Consider the following 23,431-nt stretch of genomic DNA (forward strand, 5'->3'; position numbering starts at 1 on the left):
GCGGCTTCTGCCCTCGGTGGGGGGGGGGGGGGGGGGGGGGGGGCGGGGGGGCGGGGGGGGGGGGGGGCGCGCGCCCCCCCCGCCCCCCCACCGCCCCGTTGCGGCGGAAAACGGCTCGCGTCCGCCTCCGGCCGGCTGGCAGTGTGCGGCAGATGCCGCCGCTCCACGAGATCCGCGCCCGCTACGACGACCGGACCGTCACCGTCTACCAGGCGTACGGGCCCGCCATCGCCGAACCGGCCCTACGCGCCGGCCGGTTCGTGGCGCCGTTCTCCTTCGGGCGCATGACCTGGATCAAGCCCTCGTTCCTGTGGCTCATGCACCGCAGCAACTGGGCGGCGAAGCCCGGACAGGAGCGGGTGCTCGCGGTGCGGATCACCCGCGAGGGGTGGGAGGAGGCCCTGTCCCTGGCGGTGCCCACGACCTCCGACCCGGCGGACGTCGACCGTGCCGCGGTGCACGTGCAGTGGGATCCGGAGCGCTCCTTGCGGGGTGCGGCCCTGAACCACTACAGCATCCAGGTCGGGATCGGCCGCGGGCTGATCCGGACCTTCGCGCAGGAGTGGGTGGTCGACCTCGCGGACCTCACGGCGCAGGCCCGCAAGGCCGCCGCGCTGGTCCGGGCGGGCCGCGGCGACCGGGCGCAGCAGCTGCTGCCGCCCGAGCGCCCGTACCCGCTTCCCGCGGACCTCGCCCGGCGGATCGGCCCGCGCTGACCGCACCGCCCGCGCCGGCCCCTCAGCCGGCTCAGACCGTGAGGACGATCTTTCCGGTGGCGTGCTTCGACTCGCTCAGCTCGTGGGCCTTGCGGACGTCCTGCAGCGGGAAGGTCCCGGCGATCAGCGGGCGGATCTTCCCGGCCTCGGCGAGACCGGCCAGCTCCTCCAGAACGGCGTGGTCGGGCGCCACGTTGACCGTGATGCCGCGCAGGCCGAGGGCCTCCGCCTTCGCCTTGATCTCCTCCAGGGCGAGCGGGTTGATGACGCCGATGTAGGTGCCGCCGGGGCGCAGGGTGCGCAGGGAGCGGTCCTCGTAGTCGCCGCCGATCAGGTCGAGGACGACGTCCACGTCCTTGACGGCCTCGGTGAAGTCCTCGGCGGTGTAGTCGACGAGCTCGTCGGCGCCGAGGTCGCGCAGCACCTCGTGCTTGGCCGCGCTGGCGGTGCCGATGACGTACGCCCCGCGCGCCTTGGCGATCTGCACGGCCAGGTGGCCGACACCGCCGGCCGCCGCGTGGATCAGCACGCGCTGGCCCGGCTGGATGTCCGCGCCGTCCACGAGGGCCTGCCAGGCCGTCAGGCCGGCCATCGGAAGGGCGGCCGCCTTGACGTGGTCCAGGGACTGCGGCTTGCGCGCGAAGTGGCGGGCGGGGGCGGCGACGTACTCGGAGTAGCCGGCGGCCTCGTTCGGGAACGACGGGAGGCCGAACACCTCGTCGCCGACCTTGAAGCGGTTCTCGCCCGGTGAGACGGCGACGACGGTGCCGGACACGTCCCAGCCGACACCGAACGGCGGGGTCAGCCACAGGCCGAATTCGCGGATCTTCCAGTCGATCGGATTCACGCCGGCGGCGTGCGTCTTTACCAGAATTTCCGTGGCATCGGGAGTCGGGATCGGGGAATCCGTCAGGTTGAGGACCTCATTGCCGCCGAGGGCTTCCTGACGGACCGTACGCATGGTTTCTGTCATGCATTCCATGATCTGTGCGCGCGGATCCGAATGTAAAGCCAGGTCCCCGTCGATATCCGGCCATTTGTGGGGCGCGGAACCTGACAGAGCGGCCGGGAATTTTTTCTGCTTCGCAGAACGTTCCCCAATGCTGGGCCATATGACTCAGCTGCGTTCACTTGGTTCGGCCGGCCCCGAGGTTTCCGCTCTCGGCCTCGGCCTGATGTCCATGTCCGACTTCTACGGGCCCGCCGACCGGGCCGAGGGCGTCGCCACCGCGCACGCCGCCATCGAGGCCGGCATCACCCTCCTCGACACCGGCGACTTCTACGGCAGCGGGCACAACGAGCTCCTGGTGCGCGAGGTGCTCCAGAGCCACGACCGCGACCAGCTCACCCTCAGCGTCAAGTTCGGCGTCCTGCGCGACCCGGCCGGCGGCATCCTCGGTGTCGACAACCGCCCCGAGGCCGTGAAGAACTCCCTGGCCCAGACCCTCCAGCGGCTCGGCGTGGACCACGTCGACGTCTACCGCCCGGCGCGCCTCGACCCGGCCGTGCCGATCGAGGAGACCATCGGCGCCATCAAGGAGATGATCGACGCCGGCTACGTGCGCCACATCGGTCTGTCCGAGATCGGTGCGGAGACCCTCCGCCGCGCCTCCGCGGTGCACCCGATCGCCGACCTGCAGATCGAGTACTCCCTGCTGTCCCGCTCCATCGAGGAAGAGATCCTGCCGACGGCGCGCGAGCTCGGCACGGCCGTCACCGCGTACGGCGTCCTCGCCCGCGGCCTGCTCTCGGGCCGCTGGAACCACCAGCGGGCCACCGCCAAGGACGACGGCCGCAGCAACTTCCCGCGCTTCAGCGGCGAGAACCTCGACCGCAACCTGCAGCTGGTCGCCGCCCTCGGCAAGGTGGCCGAGGCCAAGGGCGTCACCACCTCGCAGCTCGCCATCGCCTGGGCCATGGCCCAGGGCCCGGACATCGTCCCCGTCGTCGGCTCCCGCCGCCGCGACCAGCTCACCGAGGCCCTCGGCGCCCTCGACATCGAGCTGACCGCCGAGGACGTCGCAGAGATCGAGCGGGCCGTCCCCGCCGACGGGGTCGCCGGCACCCGCTTCGACGCCGAGGGCATGGCCATGCTCGACAGCGAGAAGAAGTCCGCCGCGGCCGGGCGGGCGGGCTGAGCATGGTCGCCATCGGCAGCCCCGACCAGTGGCAGGCCGACCGGCTCGACGTCCAGGCGTACCTCGACCGTTTGGGCGTGACCGGGCGCCTGGAGCCGGACGCGGAGACGCTGCGCCGGCTGCACCGGGCCCACGCCCTGACCATTCCGTTCGAGAACCTCGACATCCTGCTCGGGCGGGGCATCGACCTCGACGTGGAGGTGATGCAGGACAAGCTGCTGCGCCGGCGGCGGGGCGGCTACTGCTACGAGCACAACATGCTCTTCGCGCTCCTGCTGGAGAGGCTCGGGTACGAGGTGACCCGCCTGTACGCCCGGCCCGTCCTCGACGCGCCCAAGCCGCTGCCGCGGACCCACCTCATGCTGCACGTGGCCGTCGGCAGCGAGACGTACCTCGCCGACGTCGGCTTCGGCGACGAGGGCCCGCTGGAGCCGGTCCTGGTCTCCGACGGCACCGTCGTGGACCAGGGCGGCTGGGTGTACGAGCTCGACCGCGTGGAGGGCACGGACAAGGAGTGGGTGCTCTCGCTGCAGCGGGAGGACGGCTGGTTCCCCCTGTACTGGTACGCCACGGAGGGCCACCACCACATCGACTGCGTGGTGGCGAACTACTTCATCTCCACCCACTCCAGTTCGCCGTTCACCGGCCGGGTCTTCCTGGAGCGGATCGCGGAGGACTGGCGGCTCAACCTCAACCACCGCAAGCTCACGCTGACCCGGGCCGACGGCAGCGTCGAGGTCCGGTACGTGGTGGACGAGGAAGTGCGGGGGCTGCTGGACGAGCAGTTCGAGATCGAGCTCACGGAGGACGAGGCCAAGGTGGTCGTGGCGGCGCTGCCGGCGCCGCCCGGGGCCTGAAGCCCCTCCCCACCGCCGCGGGGCCCGCGGCGCGCACCCGTCCGGTGCGTGCCGCGGGCCCCGATTCGTCGTGTGGGCGGGCGTACGGGCGCGTACGGGCGCGTGCGGTCGTGCTGCGGGGGCGCGCAGGGGCGGACGGGAACGGAGTACGGCAGGGGCCGGGCGGGAAAAGCCGTACGGGCCCGGCGGGGGGATCGCCGGGCCCGTACGGGCGCCACAGGGGGAAGGGGAACGTGGCGGGTGGAGCGGTGGGTCAGCGGGGCTGGACGTTGATGCGGTAGCCCTTGCCGGTGGAGGAGCCGCCGGTGACGAGGGTGCCGTCCAGCTGGTGGATCTGGTAGGCGAAGTCGAAGTTGGCGGTGGTGCGGCCGGTGACGGTGATGTTGGCCTTGAAGGTGATGGTGGAGTTGGCCTTGCCGTCGGTGCCGATGAGCAGCGCGGTGTCGGTGTCCGAGTAGGTGCCGCAGCCGGTCAGCTTCCACTCGCCGTGCGAGGCGGTCGTGGTGTTGTTGGGCGAGGAGAAGTTGACCGTCCCGGAGGCGGCGGAGGCGCTGCCGTGGTAGCTGCCGAGGAAGGTCTCCTTGGTGTTGTCGTCCACGACCCGCCAGCTGCCCGGCAGGGTCAGGCAGCCGCTGCCGCCCTCGACGGCGGCGTTCGCCGAGCCCGTGACGGCCGTCGCGGTGGCCAGAGCGGCGATACCCGCGAATACCGCGGCCTTGATGCGGGTGCTCTTGCGCATGTGAGTCTCTCCCAATGAAATGGAAACGGGGGTTATTGGTGCCGGGGCCGGCGGTGAACGCAGCGGCTTCAATTCCTATGATGGCCTGCCGAATTCCTGTGCGGTATGGACCAGCTGTCGATCCGTCAGGTCGAATTACCGGCCGCCGCAGGCCCCGAAAAAGCCCTGTGCCGCACCCCGGAACGGACGGGTGCGGCACAGGGGCGGGCGGATCATGCGGATCAGGCGGGAGGAAAAGGGGATCAGTCGATCTGCATGATGATGCGGACCGCCGGGTCGACCTCCGGCTGCTTCGGCATGGTGTCGACCACGATGCCGAAGTGCTCCTCGTACGCGGCCCGCAGCGCCGCGTCATCGGCCAGCTCGACCGTCTCCTTGCCCTCCGCGGTGGTACGGGTCAGCTCACGGCCGTTGACGGTGACGCGGCCGTCCTCCTTCTGCTGGCAGGCGATCAGGTTGTGCAGGAACACCGAGTCCGGGGCCGTGCGGTACCACCACAGCGTCGGGTAGAAGTCCCTGATCCGCACCGGCCGCTCGTCCAGCCGGTACTGGACGTTCCCGTCCAGCTCGACCTGGAGGCCGCCCTCCGCAGGCTGCACCACGCGGAAGTCGCCGTGCGGATCCTTCTGCACCTCGTCCGTGCCGATGGCCAGCGGGAACCGGCTGCCCTTGCCGAAGCCGACGTCGACCATCCAGTCCTGGCCGTCCACGCCGACCCGCAGCGCCAGGTGGCACAGCGGGGCACCGAACTCGCCACCGAGGAAGACCGCCCCCGGGAGGATCTCCACCGAGAAGCCGAGTGCCTCCAGCAGGTGCCCGAAGGCCGGGTTCAGCTCGTAGCAGCCACCGCCGCGCCGCCGCGTGACGATCTTCTCGTAGAGGAAGTCGCGCTCCAGGCTCAGCTCGGCGCCCTCCACGTGGTAGTCGATGTTCTCGAACGGCACCGACAGCACGTGGCGCTCCTGGAGGTGCCGCAGCGCGTGGATGTCGGCCCGCTCCGGCCGGCGCGCGCCGATGCGCTCCAGGTACGCGTCCACCATCGCTTCGCTGAGCATGTCGTCTCTTCTCTCCTCGGTCGCAGCGCCGCCCGTCATCGGGAACGCCAGCCGGTCGGCGGGATGTTGTGGTTCACCCGGAACACGTTCTGCGGGTCGTGGGCGTCCTTGACGGCCACGAGCCGGGCGTAGGTCTGTGCGTCGTACGCGGAGCGCAGGTGCTCGGGGCTGGACTCCAGGGCGCTGATGAAGCTGAGGAACGGGCCTCCGATCCGCCACGGCTCCATCGCGTCCATGAGCCGCTCCTGGAACTCCCGTACGTCCTGGATGTGTTCGGGCCACACTGGGGCGCCCGCGAACAGCGTGTACGCGGTGTCGCGGTGCGGCAGCGCATTGGGGTGCTCTGGCTGCCGGCCGAGCGCACCGCCTAGGTGGCGCAGCTCGACGCCGGGGCGGACCGCGTCCGCACCCTCCTTGATCAACGGGATCAGGGTGGCGATGGCGGCGTCGTCGAGCTCCCGGATGCGGGTGGAGCGCTCGTAGTACACGGCGGGGACGGTCGGGTCCATGTTGATCTCGGCGACCCGGGTGTACGGCATGTCCCCGACGGTGTCGAGGACCGGCGGGACGATCTCCCGCAGCGGCCGGACGAGTTCCTCGCCCTCCTCGTTGGAGCCGTTGAACGCGATCCGGACGTGCGCGAGGAAGCGGCCGCGGACCGGCTCCGGCAACACGTCGATGTCCGGGAAGCGCATCACGGCGATCGAGGACTGCATCGCGTCCGGGAGGGTCCTCGTCCAGTCCCGCCAGGTCGGCAGGATCCGCTCGATGTGCTCGCCGGGCAGGAAGAGGCCGCCGCCGTACAGCCGGGAGACCGGGAAGAGGCCGAGCTCGATGGAGGTGACCACGCCGAAGTTGCCCTTGCCGCCGCGCAGCGCCCAGAACAGGTCGGGGTGGTCCTCGGGGGAGACGTAGCGCAGCTCGCCGTCGGCGGTGACCAGGTCGACGTTCTTGACGTGGTCGGCGGAGAAGCCGTACGAGCGGCCCAGCGGGCCCAGGCCGCCGCCGAGCGTGTACGAGACCACGCCGACGCCCGGGGAGGCGCCGTTGAGGGGGGCGAGGCCGAAGGCCGCGGCCTCCTCGATGACCCGGTGCCACTGCGCGCCCGGCTCGATGCGGGCGGTGCGGGCGCGCGGGTCGATCCGTACGCCGGTCAGGTTGCGGGTGTTGATGAGGATCGCGCCGTCGGCGGGCAGCGACGTGCCGTGGCCGGTCGCCTGGACCGCGACGGCGAGGCCGGTTCGGGCGGCGAAGCGCACGGTGGCGATGATGTCGGCGGTGCCGTCGGCGAGGACCACGGCGGCGGGCCGGTTCTCGGGCAGGATCCGGTTGAAGCCGAGCGTCTCCTCCTTGTACGCGTCGGTGCCGGGCAGCAGCAGCGGCCCGCGCAGCTCGGCGCCGAGTGCGGACAGGTCGGTGGCGGACACGGAGGTTCCTTCCTGTAACGGGTGGCTCACTGCGCCGCCTTGGCGGGGGCGCGCAGGCTCGGGAGGGTGAGGGCGGTCAGCAGGGCCACGGCGCCGCCGATCCAGGCGACGGTGGTCAGCTGCACGTTGTCCACGATCAGGCCGCCGACGAGGGCGCCGAGCGCGATCGACAGGTTGAAGACGGACACCCACAGCGCGGAGGCCGCCTCCATCGCGTCGGGCGCGTACTTCAGCATCCAGGTCTGCAGGCTGACGGAGACGCCGCCGAAGGCCAGGCCCCACAGGACCAGCAGGGCGATGCCGCCGGCCTGGCTCTTGCCGAGCAGCGGGAACAGCAGCATCGCGGCGGCGAGCGCCACGATGATCACCGTCATGGTGCGGCCCAGGTTCTTCGCGACGGCCGCGCCGGCGACGAAGTTGCCGATGATGCCGGCGACGCCGAAGCCCAGCAGCAGGGCGCTGATCAGGTCCTCGTCGATGCCGGAGACCTGCTGGAGCATCGGGCTGACGTACGTGTACGCGGCCAGGTGGCCGGTGACGATCAGGGCGGTGGCGATGATGCCGGCGCGCACGCCGCGGTTGCCGAACTGACCGATCAGCTCGCGCACGCTGACGGGCTTGGTGGCGGGCAGCTTCGGCAGCAGCACCAGCAGGGCGACGAGGACGGCGAAGGCGAGCACGCCGAGCGTGGCGAACGCGGTGCGCCAGCCGGCGAGGCCGCCGATCAGGGTGCCGATGGGGACGCCGAGCACGTTGGCGGCGGCGACACCACCGAAGATCAGCGCGGTGGCCCGGGGCACCGCGGCGGGCTGGACCAGGCGGAAGGCGAGGCCGCCCGCGATGGCCCAGAAGCCGCCGATGGTGATGCCGACGAGCACGCGGGAGGCGAGCAGCACCCCGAAGTTCGGCGCGAGCACGGTGATCAGGTTGGCGGCGGCCATCACCGTCATCAGCAGGACCAGCAGGAAGCGGCGGTCCATCCGGCCGACGACCACCGGGATCAGCGGCGCGGACAGCGCGGCGACCAGGCCGGGCACGGTCACCATCAGGCCGGCGGTGCCCTCGGAGACGCTCAGGGCGGAACCGACCGAGGTGAGCAGGCCGATCGGCAGCTGTTCGGCGGTCACCAGGGTGAAGATGCCGACCGCGACGGAGACGACGGCGAGCCAGCTCTTCAGCGGGGTGCGTTCCGCGTCCTGCGGGGGCGCACCGGGGGCCGCGGCGGCCGCGGTGTCCGCGGTGTCCGCGGTGTCGGCGGGTGTTTCGAGTGTTGCCATGGCAAGAACCTCATTCGTGTAACCGGGGGCGGGGGCCGCCTGCGGGGAGGCGTCAGGGCGGCCGCGTGCAGGTCAGGTGCGGGGGACCCAGCCGGACTCGTCCCAGAACCGCAGCTGCCGGGCCTTCGACGTGCCGGCGACCTCCGTGATCCGCTCACCGCCGAGGACCAGCGTGCTCGGCGTGCCGGGGTCGAAGACCGGCCAGTCGGGCAGGCCGGGGCCGGCGGGTACGCCGTCGCGGGCGAAGGCGGCGACCAGGTCCATGAAGGTCTCGGACACGGTGCGCTCGACGGGGCCGTCGTGGAACAGGGGGGTCGTCTGCGGTACCGGGTAGGTGGCGGAGATCGCGGCGGTGTCGGCGTACGTGCCGAACAGGAACGGCGAGGTCGCCTCGTGCGGGGTGCCGTGGTGGGGCGCCCGCGCGGGGTGGGCGAACTCCATGACGTACTGCGGACTCCGCCCGTGCCGGGCGTGCCGTTCGGACAGCCGCACGATCTGGTAGCGGAACAGCGCGTCGCCCCAGATCTCCGTCCACAGCGACAGCGGGTCCTGGGGGAGCCCGTCGGCTTCGGCGGCCTCCCGGTACGCGGCGAGGCAGGCGTCCACCAGCTCGTCGGTCACCTTGGCCGCGCCCTTGTCCAGGACGCCGCGCACGGCCCCGCGCAGCTCGGCGGCGTCGGCGGGCGGCGGGGTCGGGGTGGGCTGCGGCGGGCAGGGGCCGGTGTAGAAGGAGCCTTCGGTGCGGGTGTGGATCGCCATGACCGGCACCTCGGGGGTGGGGAGCTCCCAGTCGAAGGCGCTCATCCAGCGGCCGTCCACGACGGGGCCCCGGAACTCCCGGCCGCTGTCGAGCTCGCGGTCGCCGGGCAGCCCGCCGAACAGGTCCTCCCAGGCGTTCATGAGGTCCTCGGCGGGGACCTCGCGCAGGCCCGGGACCGTCGTGCCGAACCGGCGCGCGAGCGACTCGTACGCCTGGCGGGCGTCGGCCGGGGTCAACGAGGTGGACGGGTCCCAGACGTGGCAGGCGCTGATCGGGACGATCCGGCGGACGATGCCGCGGAGTTCGGGCAGGAGGGCCAGCTGCCAGGTGCTCGCCCCGCCGGCCGAGGTGCCGGCGACGGTGATGTTGCCGGGGTCGCCGCCGAACGCGGCGGCGTTGGCGTGCACCCAGCGCAGCAGCGCCGCCTGGTCCTGCAGGCCCCAGTTGGCGAACCCGCCCGTCTCCGGGTCGGTGAAGTCCTCGTGCAGGCCGAAACCGAGGGCGGCGAGGCGGTAGTTGAAGGTGATGACGACCAGGTCGCCGCGGTCGGCGAGGCGGGCACCGTCGTACACGGGCAGGCTGCCGCCGCCGACCATCCAGCCGCCGCCGTGGATGTAGACCAGGACGGGCCGGGCGTCCCCGTCGCCGGTGCCCGGCGTCCAGACGTTGGCGTACAGGGAGTCCTCGGAGCTGCCGGGGATGATCGGCTGGAGCGATTCGGGCGCGAAGGCGGTGGCGTCGCGGACCCCGCTCCAGGGGACGGGCGGGCGCGGCGAGGCGAAGCGGAGCTCCCCGACCGGCGGCCGGGCGTACGGGACGCCCCGGAAGACGGAGAGCCGTCCGGCGCGCTCGCCGGCGACCACGCCGGCGGTGGTGCGGGCCAGCACGTCCCCGGTCTCCGGTGAAGGGCTGTGGGCGGCGGAAGGTGCCATGGCCGTGAGTACTCCATCGTCATCGGCGGGCGGACAGTCACACCGACTCATCAAATGCCGCGTCGGATGACTCTGGACCATCCGATGCTGGTAAACGCGCGAAAGGGCGGCAACAAGTGGGAGGGCACTCTGTCAGGTGCCGCATGGTCCGTCAGCTCGACGGGACGGCTCCGGGTGGCCGTGTATTTTCATTCGGCGTACGCTGCCCGGTTCGAATGGTCAAGGAGAATGCGATGCTGGACGACGCAGAAGTGGCCGGATATCTCGATCGGATAGGCGCGGAGCGGCCGGGGAAAGCCGATCTGGCGGGCCTCGCCCACCTGCAGGAGCGGCACGTCCTGTCGGTTCCGTTCGAAAACATCGACTACCACCTCGGCCGGGAGATCCACCTCGGGGAGCAGGCCGTCGACAAGATCGTGCGGCACCGCCGCGGCGGCGGCTGCTACGAGGTCAACTCCGCCTTCGGCGTGCTGCTGGCCGCCCTCGGGTACACCGTCGACATCCTGCCGGGTCGGGTGTACCGGCCGGACGGGCTGGGCCCGGCCATGTGCCACCTGGCGCTGCGCGTGACCCTGGACGGCGAGCCGTGGCTGGTGGACGCCGGCTTCGGCCGCAACAGCCGCCACCCCCTCCGCCTGCACAGCTCCGACCTGCAGGAAGACCCGCACGGCGAGTACCTCGTCGCGCCAGCGGAGGACGGCGGGTTCGACGTGTCCCTCAACGGCAGGCCGCTCTACCGGGTCGACGACCGGCCCTGCCGCCCCGCCGACTTCGGGCCCACCCTGTGGTGGTGGCGCAGCAGCCCCGACTCGCCGTTCCTGCAGGAGCTGTTCTGCTCCATGCCGCTGGCCGACGGCGGCCGGGTCACGCTGAAGGACAAGCGGCTGGTCAGGATCGAGAACGGCGCCCGCACGATCGAGGACCTCGACACCGACGAGGCCCTCCGCGCGGCGTACCGCACGCACTTCCGGATGGAAATCGACGAGCTTCCCGAAGGTGACGGCGTGAACCTGACGGCAGGGGTCCGGCTGACCTGACACGGGCAGTTGACGGACTCGGCCGAATTGCGTGGACCGGCTCCCGAGGGGCGGCGCACGATGCGAAGAGTACGGCGATACTCCGTACCCGGAAGGAGCATTGTGTCCACCGTTGACCCCCTGCTGGAATTTCCACTCGACACCCAGCCGGACCCCGACGAATTCCTGCGCGCCGCCCTGCGGTGGCATTTCTCCCCGGAAACGGGTTCGCCGTTCTGGCTGGAACGCGCAGGAACTCTCGGATTCGATCCGCTGACCGACATCGGCGGGTTCGGTGACCTGAAGAGGTTCCCCAACCTCGCCAACGAGCTGCGCGACGTCCGGGCCGAGGACCTCATACCCCGCGGTTACGGCGAGCGGCCGGACGTCGTCGGCGTGTACGAGAGCGGCGGCACCACCGGTGCCCCCAAGCGGATCGTCCTGCTCCAGGAGTGGCTGGACCGCCTGCTCACGTGGAGCAGCGGCCAGCTCGACCGCCACGGCGTCCCGCAGGACGTGAACTGGCTCGTCGTCGCCCCGACCGGCCCGCACATGGTCGGTGACGTGATCAAGCGGCAGACCGCCTTCCGCGGCGGCCTCGCCTTCACCGTCGACCTCGACCCGCGCTGGGTGAAGAAGCTCATCGCCGACGGCAAGACCGCCGAGGCCGGCGCTTACGCCGAGCACATCGTCGACCAGGTGGCGTTCCTGCTGCAGACCCAGGACATCGGCGTCCTGATGTGCACCCCGCCGATCCTGGAGCGCCTCGCCCGCCGCCCCGACCTGGCCAAGCTCATCGACGAGAAGGTCAAGGCGATCAACTGGGTCGGCACCCAGATGGACGCCGACACCCGCTACCTGTACCGCACCGAGGTGTTCCCGAAGGCCCACCTGTACAGCGGCTACGGCTCGACGATGATCCTCGGCAACGCCAGCGAGCGCCCGGGCCTGACCGACGACGACCCGTGCGTCTACGACCCGTTCGCCCCGCACATGGTCTTCGACGTCGTCGACCCCGAGACCCGCGGGACCGTCGCGTACGGCGAGCGCGGCCAGGTCGTCATGCACCACATCAGCAAGAGCCTGTTCATGCCGAACAACCTGGAGCGCGACTACGCGACCCGCGTGCCGGCCCCCGAGGGCGTCTGGCAGATCGGTGACTCCGTCGCGGACATCGCCCCCGTCCAGGAATTCGACAACGAGACCGTCATCGAAGGGGTCTATTAATGAGCGCCGGCCTGATCACGCTGGACGCGCTCGGGCCCGCCGGACCCTTCCGCGCGCGCAAGCGCATGACCGTCACCGACGTGACCGGTGCGCCGGTCGCAGAACTCAGCCTGGTCCCCAAGCTGTTCGTGACCCGTGCGATGGACGCCCTGCGCAAGGCCCGCACGATGCCGGCCGCCGAGCGGACCGCCGCGCTGGCCCGGGCGGGGCGCATCTTCGCCGAGGAGACCATCGACGGCCTCACGTTCGACGAGTACGAGCGCACCGTCGCGCGCGTCTCCGGCGTCCCGATCGGCGTCGTGAGGGCGGCGACCGCCGCCATCATCGAGGCCACCGAGGTGGCGCCGGTCGCCGCCTACCAGGCCCGGCCGACCGGCGCCGTGGACGACTGGCGGGCCGAGGAGACCCGGCGCGGCAGCGCCGTGTGGACCCGCAAGGGCGACGTCTTCGCGGTGCACGCGGCCGGCAACCACCCCGGCCCGCACTCGCTGTGGGTCGAGGCCCTCGCGATGGGCTACCGGGTGGCCGTGCGCCCCTCGCGGCGCGAGCCGTTCACCCCCCACCGCCTGATCTCCGCCCTGCGGGCCGCCGGCTTCGGCAACGACCAGGTCGTGCTGCTGCCCACCGATTACGAGGCCGCCGACGAGATCCTGCGCAGCGCCGACTACGGGCTGGTGTACGGCGGCGACGAGGTCGTCCGCAAGTACGCCGGCACCCGTGTCCTGCCGCAGGGCCCGGGCCGCTCGAAGATGCTGGTCCCGGCCGGCGTCGACTGGCGCGACCACCTCGACGTCATCATGGACTCCATCAGCCACCAGGGCGGCGTGGCCTGCATCAACGCCACCACCGTGCTGATCGACGGGGACCCGGCGCCGCTCGCGCGGGCCATCGCCGAGCGGCTGGCGGAGATCCCGAGCCTGCCGCCGGAGGACGAGAAGGCGGTCCTGGCGGTGCAGCCGGTGGAGGGCGCCCGCAAGCTGGAGAAGTTCCTGCTCGCCCGGGCCGCGGGGACCACCGCGCACCTCGGGGGCGACGGCATCGTGGAGGAGCTCGGTGACGGCAGCGCCGTGCTGCGCCCCGCGGTGCACCAGCTCGACCGGCCGGACGCCGACCAGGCCGGCATCGAACTGCCCTTCCCCTGCGTGTGGGTGGCCCCGTGGACGCCCGCGGACGGGATCGGCCCGCTGCGCAACTCGCTGGTGCTGACCGCGTTCACCGAGGACGAGGAGCTCATCGACGAGCTGCTCCAGGAGCCCACCATCAGCAACCTCTACCTGGGCGACCACCCGACGTACTGGATCCGCCCGGGCGTTCCGCACGACAGCTACCTCGGCGAGTTCCTGATGCGGACCAAGACCGTCATCCGCGACTGAGACAGCCCGTGAAGCGCCCGTGAGTCCGGGCCGGCCGTGCCCGCGCGCCGTGTGGCCGCGGCGGCCCGGACTCGCGCACTCCGCCCGCACCACCCACGTCCCGAGAAGGAGCTAGTTGTCATGATCATGAATGGAACGGAGGGTTCCAGACCTGTGAGACTGCCCAGACTCGACTCCCTGACCGGTCTCCGCTTCCCCGCGGCCCTCCTGGTCTTCCTCTACCACGCCTCCCTCGGAGTGCCGTGGATCCGGCTCTTCGAGAGCGACACCGCGAACGACACCTTCGCCAAGTACGTCTCCCAGGCCGGCGCCCTCGGCGTGACGTTCTTCTTCGTGCTCAGCGGCTTCGTCCTGACCTGGTCCGCCCGCGAGAAGGACACCTTCCGCGCGTTCTGGCGCCGCCGCTTCGTCAAGATCTACCCGAACTACGTGATCACCTGGGCGCTCGCCCTCGTCACCTTCGCGGCGGTCATGACCGAGCCCTGGCAGGCCGTGGTCAACCTGCTCATGCTCCAGGTGTGGGTGCCCGACTTCGCGACCAACTTCAGCGTGGACCCGCCCAGCTGGTCCCTCGGCGCCGAGGCGATCTTCTACCTCGCCTTCCCGCTGCTCATCCTGTTCATCAGGAAGATCGACCCGGCGAAGCTGAAGTACTGGATCGCGGGCGTCATGGTCGCCGTCTTCCTCACCCCGACGCTGACCTACGCGGTGATCCCCGGCGGCGGCATGCAGATGCCCGGCGCCGAGGGCACCTCCACCGTGCAGTACTGGTTCGCGTACGTCCTGCCGCCCGTGCGCCTGCTCGACTTCGCGCTCGGCATCCTCGTCGCCCGCGCCGTGATGACCGGCCGCTGGCGCAACATCGGCATGACGGCTTCGGCGGTCCTGCTGGCCATCAGCTACGCGATCGCGCTCAACGTGGAGCACCTGTACGCGCAGCGCGCCGTCACCCTCATCCCGATCGTCCTGATGATCGCGGCCTTCGCCATGCGCGACGCCGAGAGCAAGCCGACGCCGTTCAACGGCCGGTTCATGGTCTGGCTCGGCGAGATCTCCTTCGCCTTCTACCTGGTCCACTACATCGTCCTGGCCTACTCCAGGAAGCTGCTGGGCGAGGATCTCTTCTCGACCCCGGTCGGCATCGCCCTGATCGCCGCCCAGGCGGTCGTCAGCGTCCTGCTGTCCTGGGCCCTGTACGCCTGGGTCGAGGCGCCCATCACCCGCCGCTTCTCCACCTCCCGCAAGGCCAAGGCCGCCAAGGCCGCCGCCGCGGCGGCGGCCGCCGCCGCCGGCACCACCGGGTCGGAGGACCGCAAGGTCGCCGAAACCGTCTGACCCACCCCACGCCCCCGCCGCCCCACCGGCAGGCTCCGCCCCACCGGGCACGCTCCGCCCCACCGGAGCCCAGCCCGCCCCGGCCGGAATTCAGGACCGGCCGCACCACCCCGCCGCCGCCCTTCGGGTCCCGCCGAACCCGGAGGGCGCCGCCGTGTTCAGTCCAGCGGGATGGCCTGGTGCGCGGCGACGATCGCGTCGATCCGGCGCGCGAGGTCGAAGTCGGCGGCGGTCAGCCGATGGCCGGCGTCGTGCGTGGTGATCGCCGCCCGCAGGTGGTCGATCCGAAGGTCGAGGTCCGCGTGGTGCTGGATCCGCCGGGACCTGTCGGCGATCGTGACGATCGCGGCCACCGCGGCGTGGTACCGGATCTCGTAGGTGCGGGTGATCTCGTTGCCCTCCCGCTTCCACCCTGGCAGGCTCGACAGCTCCTGCGTGATCGCTTCGTCGGACAGCGGCTGCAGTACACCCATGTCAGCTCCACTCGGTCACGGGTGCCAGCACCTCGGTGAGGTCCCGGCCTTCGGGCGCATCCTGCCATGGCGTCATGGTCCGCTTCAGGCAATGCAGTTCACGGACCAGGCGTGCGGAACGGGTCTCGACGGCGATGGCCGCGGCCTCCCGCGCGACCTCGACGGCTTGGTCCGGTTTTCGGGCTGAGGCCGCAGCGGCGGCATGGCGGGCGAGGTAGACACCGCGATCCCGCCGGGCGGTCGCTGGCACGTCGGCGACGAGCTGCGTCCAGAGGCTGTCAGCCTCATTGCCGAGGCCGAGACGGCCGTAGCAGGTGGCGCGCTGCACCTCCAGGTATCCCGGCGTTCGTCGGCACGCGTTGCCCCAGGGGAGGCGGTCGTCGACCATGCCGAGCAGTCTGCCGGCGCCATCGATGAGCTGGTCCACGGCCTGTCGGTCGCCGATGAGGCTGGCGCCGTGGGCCTGCTGTTGCATCGCCATGATTCGCACTTTGGGCGTGAGTCGGTCGGAGTCCTCAAGGGCGGCCTCGCACAGGTCGATGACGCCGCGGCCGTCACCGAGGTCGGTGCGGACTTGGGCCAGGTTGACGAGGCTGTAGCCGATCAGTTGTACGTTTCGAGAGCGCGCCGCGATCTCCTGTGTCACACCCCGCCAGAAGGCGGCTGCCCCGAGATCGCCGGCATCCTGGTAGAGCCAGCCGACGAGTGCCGCATAGGCGGCTCCGATACCGAGTAGGCCCCGACGGGTTTCTCCGCTCGCGGACCTGACCAGCTTGTCGATCAGTTGGTACTGGGCGGACACGGTGCCGATCAGGTCGTGCGGGCCGAGAAACATGTCCGCGCGGTAGTGCCCCTCCAACTGCTCCTGAAAGTACGTGACCAGCGCAGGGTCGACGTATTGAGGGGCGGTCGGACCGGGCATGAGCGCGGCCGCCGTGACGGAGACGAACGTCCTGCGCTTCATGTCTTCCTCTCGGTGTCTCTCGGGGCGCATCCACCCGGGGGGCACCGTGAATCCGAGGTCTTCCGGCCACCGTCCGAGCGCATCGTGCAGCACGACCGCGGTCTCCTCCGGCGGCCACCCGGGCCGCGCGCCCTCCCATCGGCGCCATGTCCGGGCACTGATAGTGAAGTGTGGGTCATCGAGGAGTCGTTGACCGTGCTGGGCGAGCTGTTCGGCGGCGGCTTCCATGGTGCGCCAGCCGACCCGGAGCCGGGCTGCCCTCAACGCATCGTTGCGGTGGCTCATGAGCCCAGTCTGAGGTGCCGTGGCGGCCTTATCCAGCGATGGCCGCAACGTGGCCATGCGTGGCCGCGCAATGGCCTATCCGCCCCTCAGCGCGCTTGCCCATCATTTGCCCATCACACCCGGTGACGACGTGAGGGAGCGCACGCTATGGCCATCGAGCAGGCGGAGCTGGATGCGGGGGCACGGTTGATTGCGCGGGCCCTCGTGCCGTTCGAGCAGAAGCCCGCTGACGGCGAGATCGCCGGGATCGCGGTCGACCTCCAGGTGTACGGCGAGCTCTGGTGTACCGAGGCAGCGGCGCTCGACGGCGAGGACGCGGTGCGGGTGCTGGACGACTGGAACGCCATCCTGCGCGAGGGGCCGTCCGACTCGCCGTTCGGCCGCTGGACCCACACCCGTGCCCTGGCCCGCGTGCTCCGTCGGCTCCATGCTCTGCTGTCCCGGGTCGCGGCCGCATGAACGTCGCCGGCCGTGTCTGTGCACGCTGTCAGCGCACCATCCACACCACGGTGTACGTGACGGTCAGCCCGTTCTCGGCGTCGGGCGCCCGGCCCGATCAGTACGTCCACGCGTACGGCGATCCCGACTGCCGGCCCGGCGCCGTCGGTCAGGACGCCGGGGACAGGAGGCGGTGGGCTGCCGCGGGGGCCGGGAGGCCCACGTAGGGGAGGAGGTCGGCGTAGGCCCGGGCGTCGCCGACCAGGATGCCGCCGAGGAGGGTGCGGCCGTCCGTGTCCAGGACGAGCTTCGCGTACGTGCCCTGTGTTTGGTCCAGGCGGCTCAGTTCCAGGGAGCCCTCGGCGCTGGCGTGGGCGTCGCCGAAGCTCGCCACCTCCACGCCGAGCAGTTTCAGCTTCGTTGACATGTCCGCCTGCTCGAAGGGGTCCCCGCCCAGGCCCAGGAGCTGGCGGGCCACCGATTCGGCCATGCGGTAGCCGGGGGCGGCCAGGCCGTAGCAGCGGCCCGACACGGCCGCGCATTCGCCGATCGCCCAGATGCGACTGTCCTCCGTGCGGCACAGGGCGTCCACCAGGAAGCCGCCGCGTTCGCCGCGGTCCAGGCCCGCAGGGCCGGCCAGTTCGTCGCGGGGGCGGACGCCCGCCGAGAAGACGACCACGGACGCTTCGAGGGTGGTGCCGTCGGCCAGGGCGACTCCCGAGGCGCGGCCGTCGGGGCCCGCCTGGACCGATGCGGTCGCCACCCCGCAGTGGGCGTGCAGGCCGCGCTCCGCCACCCGCTGCCCGAGGACGCCGCCGCCGGCCGCGTCCACCTGGAGCGGCATCAGCCGCGGGGCGAGTTCCACCACGTGCGGTTCCATGCCGAGCAGCCGGAGCGCGTTGGCCGCCTCCAGGCCGAGGAGGCCGCCGCCGATGACGACGCCGGGGCGGCCCGGCACTGCTGCCGCGCGGATCGCGTCGAGGTCGGTGAGGGTGCGGTAGGCGAAGCAGCCGGGCAGGTCGTGGCCCGGTACGGGCGGGATGAAGGGTTTGGAGCCGGTGGCCAGGACCAGGGCGTCGTAGCCGATGGTGTCGCCGGCGGTGGTGGTCACCGTACGGGCGGCGCGGTCGATCGAGGCGACGCCCGTGGCGAGCCGCAGCTCCACCCGCGGGTCGGTCGTGAGGCCGGGCGCGGGCAAGCGGAGGTCGGCGGCGGTGCGGCCGTCCAGGTAGGAGGAGAGCGCGACCCGGTCGTACGCGGGGTGCGGCTCCTCGGCGAGGACAACCACCCGCCAGGCCCCGGCCGGGTCGAGGGCGCGCAGTTCCTCCACGAGGCGGTGGCCGGCCATGCCGTGGCCGGCGAGGAGCAGGGTGCGGGGGCGGGAGGTGTGGGGGGTGGGCTTCATGACGGGGTGCTCCCGGTTCGGACCAGGCCGCACAGGGAGCGCACGGCGCTCGTGCAGCCGCCGCAGCCGGTCGTGGCGCGGGTCGCCGCGGCGACCTCTTCCACGTCGGCGGCGCCGGCCCGGCAGGCCTCGGTGATGGCGTGCTTGGTGACGTTGTTGCAGCGGCAGACGACGGCGTCGTCGGGAAGCCCGTCCGCGCCGGGCTCGGCGGGCGGGATCCCGAGCAGGAACTCCGGCCGTCCGGTGGGCACGGGCAGGCCGCGCTCGTACAGCCGGCTCACGGCGGCGATGGCCCGGGGGAGGCCGAGCAGGACCGCCCCGGTGATGCGCTGGTCGTGCAGGGTCAGGCGGGCGTAGCGGCCGCGCGCCGGGTCGGAGAAGGTGACCACCTCGGCGCCGCCACCCGTCGCGGGGGCCGTGTCGGGTGCCGATGCCGGAGCCGCTGCCGGGGCCGGGGCGGGGTCCGGGCCCAGGCGGGCCAGGTCGAGGCCGGGGACGCGGAGTCGGGTGATCTGGCGGGTGGCGTGGTGCTCCGGGCCGTCGCCGGGTCCGGTCAGCTGCCGGGCGAGTGATTCCGCCTGCGTCCAGGCGGGTTCGAGGTGGCCGGCGGTGTCCCCGGGGTGCTCCGCGCAGTCGCCGATGGCGTGGACGCGCGGGTCGTCGGTGCGGAGTCGGCCGTCGACGACGATGCCGGAGCGGACCGTGAGGCCGGCCCGCCGGGCGAGTTCCGTCTCGGGTACGGCTCCGGTGCACAGCAGCAGGGTGTCGGCGGCCAGCACGCTGCCGTCGTCCAGGGTGAGCTTGCCGGAGCAGTAGCCGGTGGCGCTGCGGCCCGTGTGGAGCTCCACGCCCAGGTCGGTCAGGTGTCGGCCGAGGAGTGCGCCGGCGGTGGCGTCGACGTGCCGGTGCAGGGGGTGCGGTCCGCGGTGGACGAGGGCCACGTCGTGGCCGGCCCGGCGCAGCGCGGCGGCCGCCTCGACGCCGAGCAGCCCGGCGCCGAGGACGACGGTGCTGCGGGCGTCGGGCGCGGCCCGCAGCACCCGTTCGGCGTCGGTGAGGGTGCGCAGGGCGACGACGCCTTCGGCGCCGCCGGGCCGGGGGAGTCCCGGGATCCGGGGGATGCGGGGGCGGGAGCCGGTGGCGAGGACCAGCGTGTCGTAGTGGTGGACGGATCCGTCGTCGGCGTACGCGAGGCGGCGCCGGCGGTCGATGCGGGTCACGGTGACGCCGGTCCGCAGCCGGACGCCTTCGGGTAGTTCGGGCAGGGTGAGGGCGGCGGCGGGCAGTGTGCCGTCCAGGACGGAGGTCAGGAGGACCCGGTGGTAGGGGGTCCGGTGTTCGGCGCCGAGGACGGTCACGCCTGCGCGGTGGCCGTGGTGGTGCAGCCGTTCCGCGAACCGGTGGGCGGCGCTGCCGCCGCCGACGACCAGCACCTCGCCCGTGGTCACAGCCCGGCTCCGGCGTCAGCGGGGCCGGTCGCGGGGGCGGGTCCGACGCGGACCGCGCACACCTTGAACTCGGGCATCCGGCTGCGCGGGTCGAGGGCCGCCGAGGTGATCAGGTTGGCGCGCCCGGCCCCGGCGAAGTGGAACGGCAGGAACACCGTGTCGGTGCGCAGTGAGGGGACCAGCCGGACCCGGGCGGTGGTGCTGCCGCGGGCCGAGGTGACCTCGGCGGCTGCGCCTTCGTCCAGCCCCAGCCGGGTGGCGGTGTCGGGGTGGATCTCGACGAAGGCCTCGGGGGCGGCGGCCGCGAGTTCGGGGACGCGGCGGGTCTGGGCGCCGGACTGGTACTGGGCGAGGACGCGGCCGGTGGTGGCGTACAGCGGGTAGTCGGGGTCGGGGGTTTCGGCGGCGTCGCGGTGTTCGACCTCGGCGAACCGGGCGAGGCCGTCGGGGTGGGCGAAGGCGTCGAGGAAGAGGCGCGGTGTCCCGGGGTGCGGGGCGGTGCCGTCGGGGGTGGCGGGGCAGGGCCAGTGGAGGGCTTCGCCGGCGTCGAGGCGTTCGTAGCTGATGCCGGAGTAGTCGGCGTGCCCGCCGCGGGAGGCGCGGCGGAGCTCGTCGAAGACCTCCCGCGGTGCGGTGGGGAAGCGGGCGGGGTCCTGGCCGAGCCGGACGGCGAGGCCGTGGAGCACGTCCAGGTCGCTGCGAACCTGGCCGGGCGGGGTGAGGAGTCGGCGGCGGCGCAGGACGCGGCCTTCGAGGCTGGTCATGGTGCCCTCCTCCTCCGCCCACTGGGTGACGGGGAGGACGACGTCGGCCATCTCGGCGGTCTCGGACGGTACGAAGTCGGCGACGACGAGCAGGTCGAGCGAGGCCAGCCGGTCGGCGATGCGGGCGGCGCGGGGCGCGGAGACCACCGGGTTGGAGCCGAAGACGAGCAGGGCGCGCGGTCCGCCGTCGGTGCCGAGGGCGTCGAGGAGTTCGTAGGCGCTGCGGCCGGGGCCGGGCAGGCCGTCGGGGTCGACGCCCCACACGGCGGCGACGTGGGCGCGGGCGTCGGGGTCGGTGAGCATCCGGTAGCCGGGCAGCTGGTCGGCCTTCTGGCCGTGTTCGCGTCCGCCCTGGCCGTTGCCCTGGCCGGTGAGGCAGCCGTAGCCGCTGCCCTCGCGGCCGGGCAGGCCGAGGGTGAGGGCGAGGTTGATGAACGCGGCGACGGTGTCGGTGCCCTTGCTGTGCTGTTCGGCGCCGCGCCCGGTGAGGACGTACGCCCGTTCGGCGCCGGCGAGCAGTGCGACGGCTTCGCGCATTTCGGAGACGGGGACGCCGGTGACGCGTTCGACCCGCTCGGGCCACCAGGCGGCGGCGCGCCGCCATGCGGCGTCGAAGCCGGTGGTGCGCTTGTCGAGGTACTCCCGGTCGGTGTGGCCTCCGGTGACGGCGAGGTGGAGCAGGCCGAGGGCGAGGGCGAGGTCGGTGCCGGGGGTGGGCTGCAGGTGCAGGGCGGCGGTCTCGGCGGTGGGGGTGCGGCGCGGGTCGATGACGACGAGCTGCGCGTGGTTCAGGTGGCGCATCAGCGGCGGCATGGTCTCGGCCGGGTTGGCGCCGGCGAGGAGGATGACGTCGGCGGAGGCGAGGTCGGTGACGGGGAAGGGCAGGCCGCGGTCGAGGCCGAAGGCGGCCGAGCCGGCGGCGGCGGCCGAGGACATGCAGAACCGGCCGTTGTAGTCGATCTGACTGGTGCCGAGGGCGACGCGGGCGAACTTGCCGAGCTGGTAGGCCTTTTCGTTGGTGAGGCCGCCGCCGCCGAACACGCCGACCGCGTCGGGGCCGTGCTCGTCGCGGACGGCCCGCAGCCGGTCGGCGATGAGGTCGAGGGCGGTGTCCCAGTCGGTGGGGGTGAGTGCGCCGTCCGCGCCGCGGACGAGGGGCCGGGTGATGCGGCCGGGGGTGTCGAGGAGGGCGGGGGCGGTCCAGCCCTTCTGGCAGAGGCCGCCCTGGTTGACGGGGAAGGTGGCGTCGGGACGGACGGTGGTGCTGCCGTTGTCGTGGGTGAGGCGGGTACCGCACTGGAGGGCGCAGTAGGGGCAGTGGGTGGCGGTCTCAGACACGGGTGGCCTCCGCTCGGGCCGTCCGGGAGGCGCCGGCCGCCGCGACCGCGTCGTCCCTGGCGTCCCTGGTGTCCGTGGCGGCGGGCGTCCCGGCCCCGGTGTTGCGGCGCAGGTAGACCGCCCAGGTGACCAGGACGCAGACCACGTAGAAGCCGAGGAAGGCGAGGAAGGCCGGTTCGCCGGAGGGTTCGGGGCCGCTGTAGGCGCTGCGGAAGACGAGGTTGACGCCGACCCCGCCGAGGGCGCCGACGGCACCGGCGATGCCGATGACGGCGCCGGAGAGTCGGCGGGCGCGGGCGAAGGCGGCCTCCGCGTCGTGGCCGGAGGTGACCCGGTCCTGGGCCTGCCGGGCGAAGACGGCCGGGATCAGTTTGTAGGTGGAGCCGTTGCCGATGCCGGTCAGGACGAACAGGGCGGTGAACCCGGCGACGAACAGGCCGAAGGAGCCCTTCGCCGAGGCGAGCAGCAGGACGCTCGTGCCGGCGGCCATCGCCAGGAAGGTCACCAGGGTGACCCGGGCGCCGCCCCACCGGTCGGACAGCAACCCGCCCAGCGGCCGGAAGAGGGAGCCGAGCAGTGGGCCGAGGAAGGTGTAGGAGGCGGACTGCAGGGGGGTGGCGCCGAACTGGCTCTGCAGGACGAGGCCGAAGGCGAAGCCGTAGCCGATGAAGGAGCCGAAGGTGCCGATGTAGAGGAGGGATATCCACCAGGTGTGCGGGTTGCGGGCGGCCTCGCGCTGGGCGCCGGGGGCGCTGCGTACGGCCGCGAAGTTGTCCATTTTCCAGGCGGCGAGGAGCGAGGCCAGCACGATCAGCGGGATGTAGACGGCGATGACGTACGCGGGGTGGGTGCTGCCGGCGGTGGCGATGACGAGGAGGCCGATCAGCTGGATGGCGGCGACGCCGAGGTTGCCGCCGCCCGCGTTGATGCCGAGGGCCCAGCCCTGGTGGCGCTGGGGGAAGAGGGCGGTGATGTTGGTCATCGAGGAGGCGAAGTTGCCGCCGCCGACTCCGCCCGCGGCCCCGATCAGCAGGAACACCCACAGTGGTGTGCCGGGCCGTTGGATGAACCAGAGGGCGGCCAGGGCGGGTACGAGCAGGATCGCGGAGGCGAAGACCGTCCAGTTGCGGCCGCCGAAGCGGGTCACCGCGTGGCTGTAGGGCAGCCGCAGGGCGGCGCCCACGAGGGTGGGGACGACGACGAGGAGGAACTTCTCGGCGGGGGTGAAGCCCAGGCCGATCGCGGGCGACATGAAGAGCACGAGGACGGACCACATGCTCCACACCGAGAAGCCGATGTGCTCGGAGAGGACCGAGAGGACCAGGTTGCGGCGGGCGATCCGCTTTCCGGTCCGCTGCCAGAACTCCTCGTTCTCGGGGTCCCAGTCCTCGATCCAGCGTCCGGTTGCGGGACGTGCGGGCGCGGGCGACGTCATGGCTCCTCGGCTTTCTGTTCGGTGGCTGA

General features: G+C 72.4%; 20 protein-coding genes. 8 read left to right on the plus strand and 12 right to left on the minus strand.

Annotation, left to right across the window (positions count from 1 at the left end):
• Nucleotides 1-152: 152 nt before the first annotated feature.
• The gene (locus ACFV7Q_RS00270; RefSeq protein ID WP_385421833.1) at nt 153-716 is read left to right on the plus strand and encodes a DUF4291 domain-containing protein; all 564 of its coding nucleotides are present in this window, start codon (nt 153-155) and stop codon (nt 714-716) included.
• 31 nt (nt 717-747) lie between these two features.
• Here the strand turns inward: ACFV7Q_RS00270 and ACFV7Q_RS00275 are convergent, their stop codons facing one another.
• Nucleotides 748-1,689, minus strand: coding sequence for an NADP-dependent oxidoreductase (locus tag ACFV7Q_RS00275; RefSeq protein WP_385421836.1), 942 nt, complete (start codon nt 1,687-1,689; stop codon nt 748-750).
• A gap of 139 nt (nt 1,690-1,828) precedes the next feature.
• Between ACFV7Q_RS00275 and ACFV7Q_RS00280 the strand changes: the two genes are divergently transcribed.
• Complete coding sequence (locus tag ACFV7Q_RS00280) at nt 1,829-2,854, plus strand: aldo/keto reductase (RefSeq protein WP_385421839.1); 1,026 nt, start codon at nt 1,829-1,831, stop codon at nt 2,852-2,854.
• 2 nt (nt 2,855-2,856) lie between these two features.
• Nucleotides 2,857-3,711: an arylamine N-acetyltransferase gene (locus tag ACFV7Q_RS00285; protein ID WP_385421842.1), complete on the plus strand. Its 855-nt coding sequence runs from the start codon at nt 2,857-2,859 to the stop codon at nt 3,709-3,711.
• A 253-nt stretch (nt 3,712-3,964) separates the two neighbouring features.
• Here ACFV7Q_RS00285 and ACFV7Q_RS00290 read toward each other — a convergent pair whose 3' ends face one another.
• The 5 genes from ACFV7Q_RS00290 to ACFV7Q_RS00310 all read right to left on the minus strand — a co-directional run bounded on the left by ACFV7Q_RS00290 (nt 3,965) and on the right by ACFV7Q_RS00310 (nt 9,901).
• On the minus strand, nt 3,965-4,450 hold the full coding sequence (locus ACFV7Q_RS00290) for a hypothetical protein (protein WP_385421844.1): 486 nt from the start codon (nt 4,448-4,450) through the stop codon (nt 3,965-3,967).
• Nucleotides 4,451-4,692: 242 nt separating this feature from the next.
• A complete protein-coding gene (locus ACFV7Q_RS00295; protein WP_385421847.1) occupies nt 4,693-5,505 on the minus strand; it encodes an arylamine N-acetyltransferase in 813 nt (270 codons plus the stop codon).
• A 35-nt stretch (nt 5,506-5,540) separates the two neighbouring features.
• Entirely contained in the window at nt 5,541-6,932 is a 1,392-nt protein-coding gene (locus tag ACFV7Q_RS00300; RefSeq protein WP_385421850.1) for an FAD-binding oxidoreductase, read from the minus strand.
• Between the two features lie 26 nt (nt 6,933-6,958).
• Nucleotides 6,959-8,209, minus strand: coding sequence for an MFS transporter (locus ACFV7Q_RS00305; RefSeq protein ID WP_385421853.1), 1,251 nt, complete (start codon nt 8,207-8,209; stop codon nt 6,959-6,961).
• 72 nt (nt 8,210-8,281) lie between these two features.
• On the minus strand, nt 8,282-9,901 hold the full coding sequence (locus ACFV7Q_RS00310; protein ID WP_385421856.1) for a carboxylesterase/lipase family protein: 1,620 nt from the start codon (nt 9,899-9,901) through the stop codon (nt 8,282-8,284).
• A gap of 233 nt (nt 9,902-10,134) precedes the next feature.
• Between ACFV7Q_RS00310 and ACFV7Q_RS00315 the strand changes: the two genes are divergently transcribed.
• The 4 genes from ACFV7Q_RS00315 (at nt 10,135) to ACFV7Q_RS00330 (ending at nt 14,852) form a co-directional block, all read left to right on the plus strand.
• Entirely contained in the window at nt 10,135-10,938 is an 804-nt protein-coding gene (locus ACFV7Q_RS00315) for an arylamine N-acetyltransferase (RefSeq protein WP_385421858.1), read from the plus strand.
• A 102-nt stretch (nt 10,939-11,040) separates the two neighbouring features.
• Nucleotides 11,041-12,144 (plus strand): phenazine antibiotic biosynthesis protein, encoded by a 1,104-nt coding sequence (locus ACFV7Q_RS00320; RefSeq protein WP_385421861.1) that lies wholly within the window; start codon nt 11,041-11,043, stop codon nt 12,142-12,144.
• Nucleotides 12,144-13,517: an aldehyde dehydrogenase family protein gene (locus tag ACFV7Q_RS00325; protein ID WP_385421863.1), complete on the plus strand. Its 1,374-nt coding sequence runs from the start codon at nt 12,144-12,146 to the stop codon at nt 13,515-13,517. Before ACFV7Q_RS00320 ends, ACFV7Q_RS00325 begins: the two co-directional genes overlap by 1 nt.
• Nucleotides 13,518-13,670: 153 nt before the next feature.
• Nucleotides 13,671-14,852 carry an acyltransferase family protein gene (locus ACFV7Q_RS00330; protein ID WP_385421866.1) on the plus strand — a complete coding sequence of 394 codons (1,182 nt, stop codon included), beginning with the start codon at nt 13,671-13,673 and terminating at the stop codon, nt 14,850-14,852.
• A gap of 158 nt (nt 14,853-15,010) precedes the next feature.
• Here the strand turns inward: ACFV7Q_RS00330 and ACFV7Q_RS00335 are convergent, their stop codons facing one another.
• Both ACFV7Q_RS00335 and ACFV7Q_RS00340 read right to left on the minus strand, forming a co-directional pair.
• Nucleotides 15,011-15,325: a 4a-hydroxytetrahydrobiopterin dehydratase gene (locus ACFV7Q_RS00335; RefSeq protein WP_385421868.1), complete on the minus strand. Its 315-nt coding sequence runs from the start codon at nt 15,323-15,325 to the stop codon at nt 15,011-15,013.
• A 1-nt stretch (nt 15,326) separates the two neighbouring features.
• Nucleotides 15,327-16,574, minus strand: coding sequence for a Twin-arginine translocation pathway signal (locus ACFV7Q_RS00340; protein ID WP_385421871.1), 1,248 nt, complete (start codon nt 16,572-16,574; stop codon nt 15,327-15,329).
• A gap of 147 nt (nt 16,575-16,721) precedes the next feature.
• Here ACFV7Q_RS00340 and ACFV7Q_RS00345 point away from each other — a divergent pair, with 147 nt between their 5' ends.
• Nucleotides 16,722-17,033, plus strand: a complete 312-nt coding sequence (locus tag ACFV7Q_RS00345; RefSeq protein ID WP_385421873.1) for a DUF6415 family natural product biosynthesis protein — start codon at nt 16,722-16,724, stop codon at nt 17,031-17,033.
• Nucleotides 17,034-17,181: 148 nt separating this feature from the next.
• Here the strand turns inward: ACFV7Q_RS00345 and ACFV7Q_RS00350 are convergent, their stop codons facing one another.
• From ACFV7Q_RS00350 to ACFV7Q_RS00365, 4 genes are read right to left on the minus strand one after another with little or no spacing between them, the layout of a single operon-like run.
• Nucleotides 17,182-18,417 carry an FAD-dependent oxidoreductase gene (locus ACFV7Q_RS00350; protein WP_385421876.1) on the minus strand — a complete coding sequence of 412 codons (1,236 nt, stop codon included), beginning with the start codon at nt 18,415-18,417 and terminating at the stop codon, nt 17,182-17,184.
• Nucleotides 18,414-19,865 (minus strand): FAD-dependent oxidoreductase, encoded by a 1,452-nt coding sequence (locus ACFV7Q_RS00355; RefSeq protein WP_385421879.1) that lies wholly within the window; start codon nt 19,863-19,865, stop codon nt 18,414-18,416. The genes ACFV7Q_RS00350 and ACFV7Q_RS00355 overlap by 4 nt, the downstream gene beginning before the upstream one ends.
• A complete protein-coding gene (locus tag ACFV7Q_RS00360; protein WP_385421882.1) occupies nt 19,862-21,967 on the minus strand; it encodes a molybdopterin oxidoreductase family protein in 2,106 nt (701 codons plus the stop codon). Before ACFV7Q_RS00360 ends, ACFV7Q_RS00355 begins: the two co-directional genes overlap by 4 nt.
• Nucleotides 21,960-23,402 (minus strand): MFS transporter, encoded by a 1,443-nt coding sequence (locus ACFV7Q_RS00365; protein ID WP_385421885.1) that lies wholly within the window; start codon nt 23,400-23,402, stop codon nt 21,960-21,962. Before ACFV7Q_RS00365 ends, ACFV7Q_RS00360 begins: the two co-directional genes overlap by 8 nt.
• Between the last annotated feature and the right edge of the window lie 29 nt (nt 23,403-23,431).

The organism is Streptomyces sp. NPDC059851, assembly GCF_042732005.1.
In the GTDB taxonomy this organism is placed as follows: domain Bacteria; phylum Actinomycetota; class Actinomycetes; order Streptomycetales; family Streptomycetaceae; genus Streptomyces.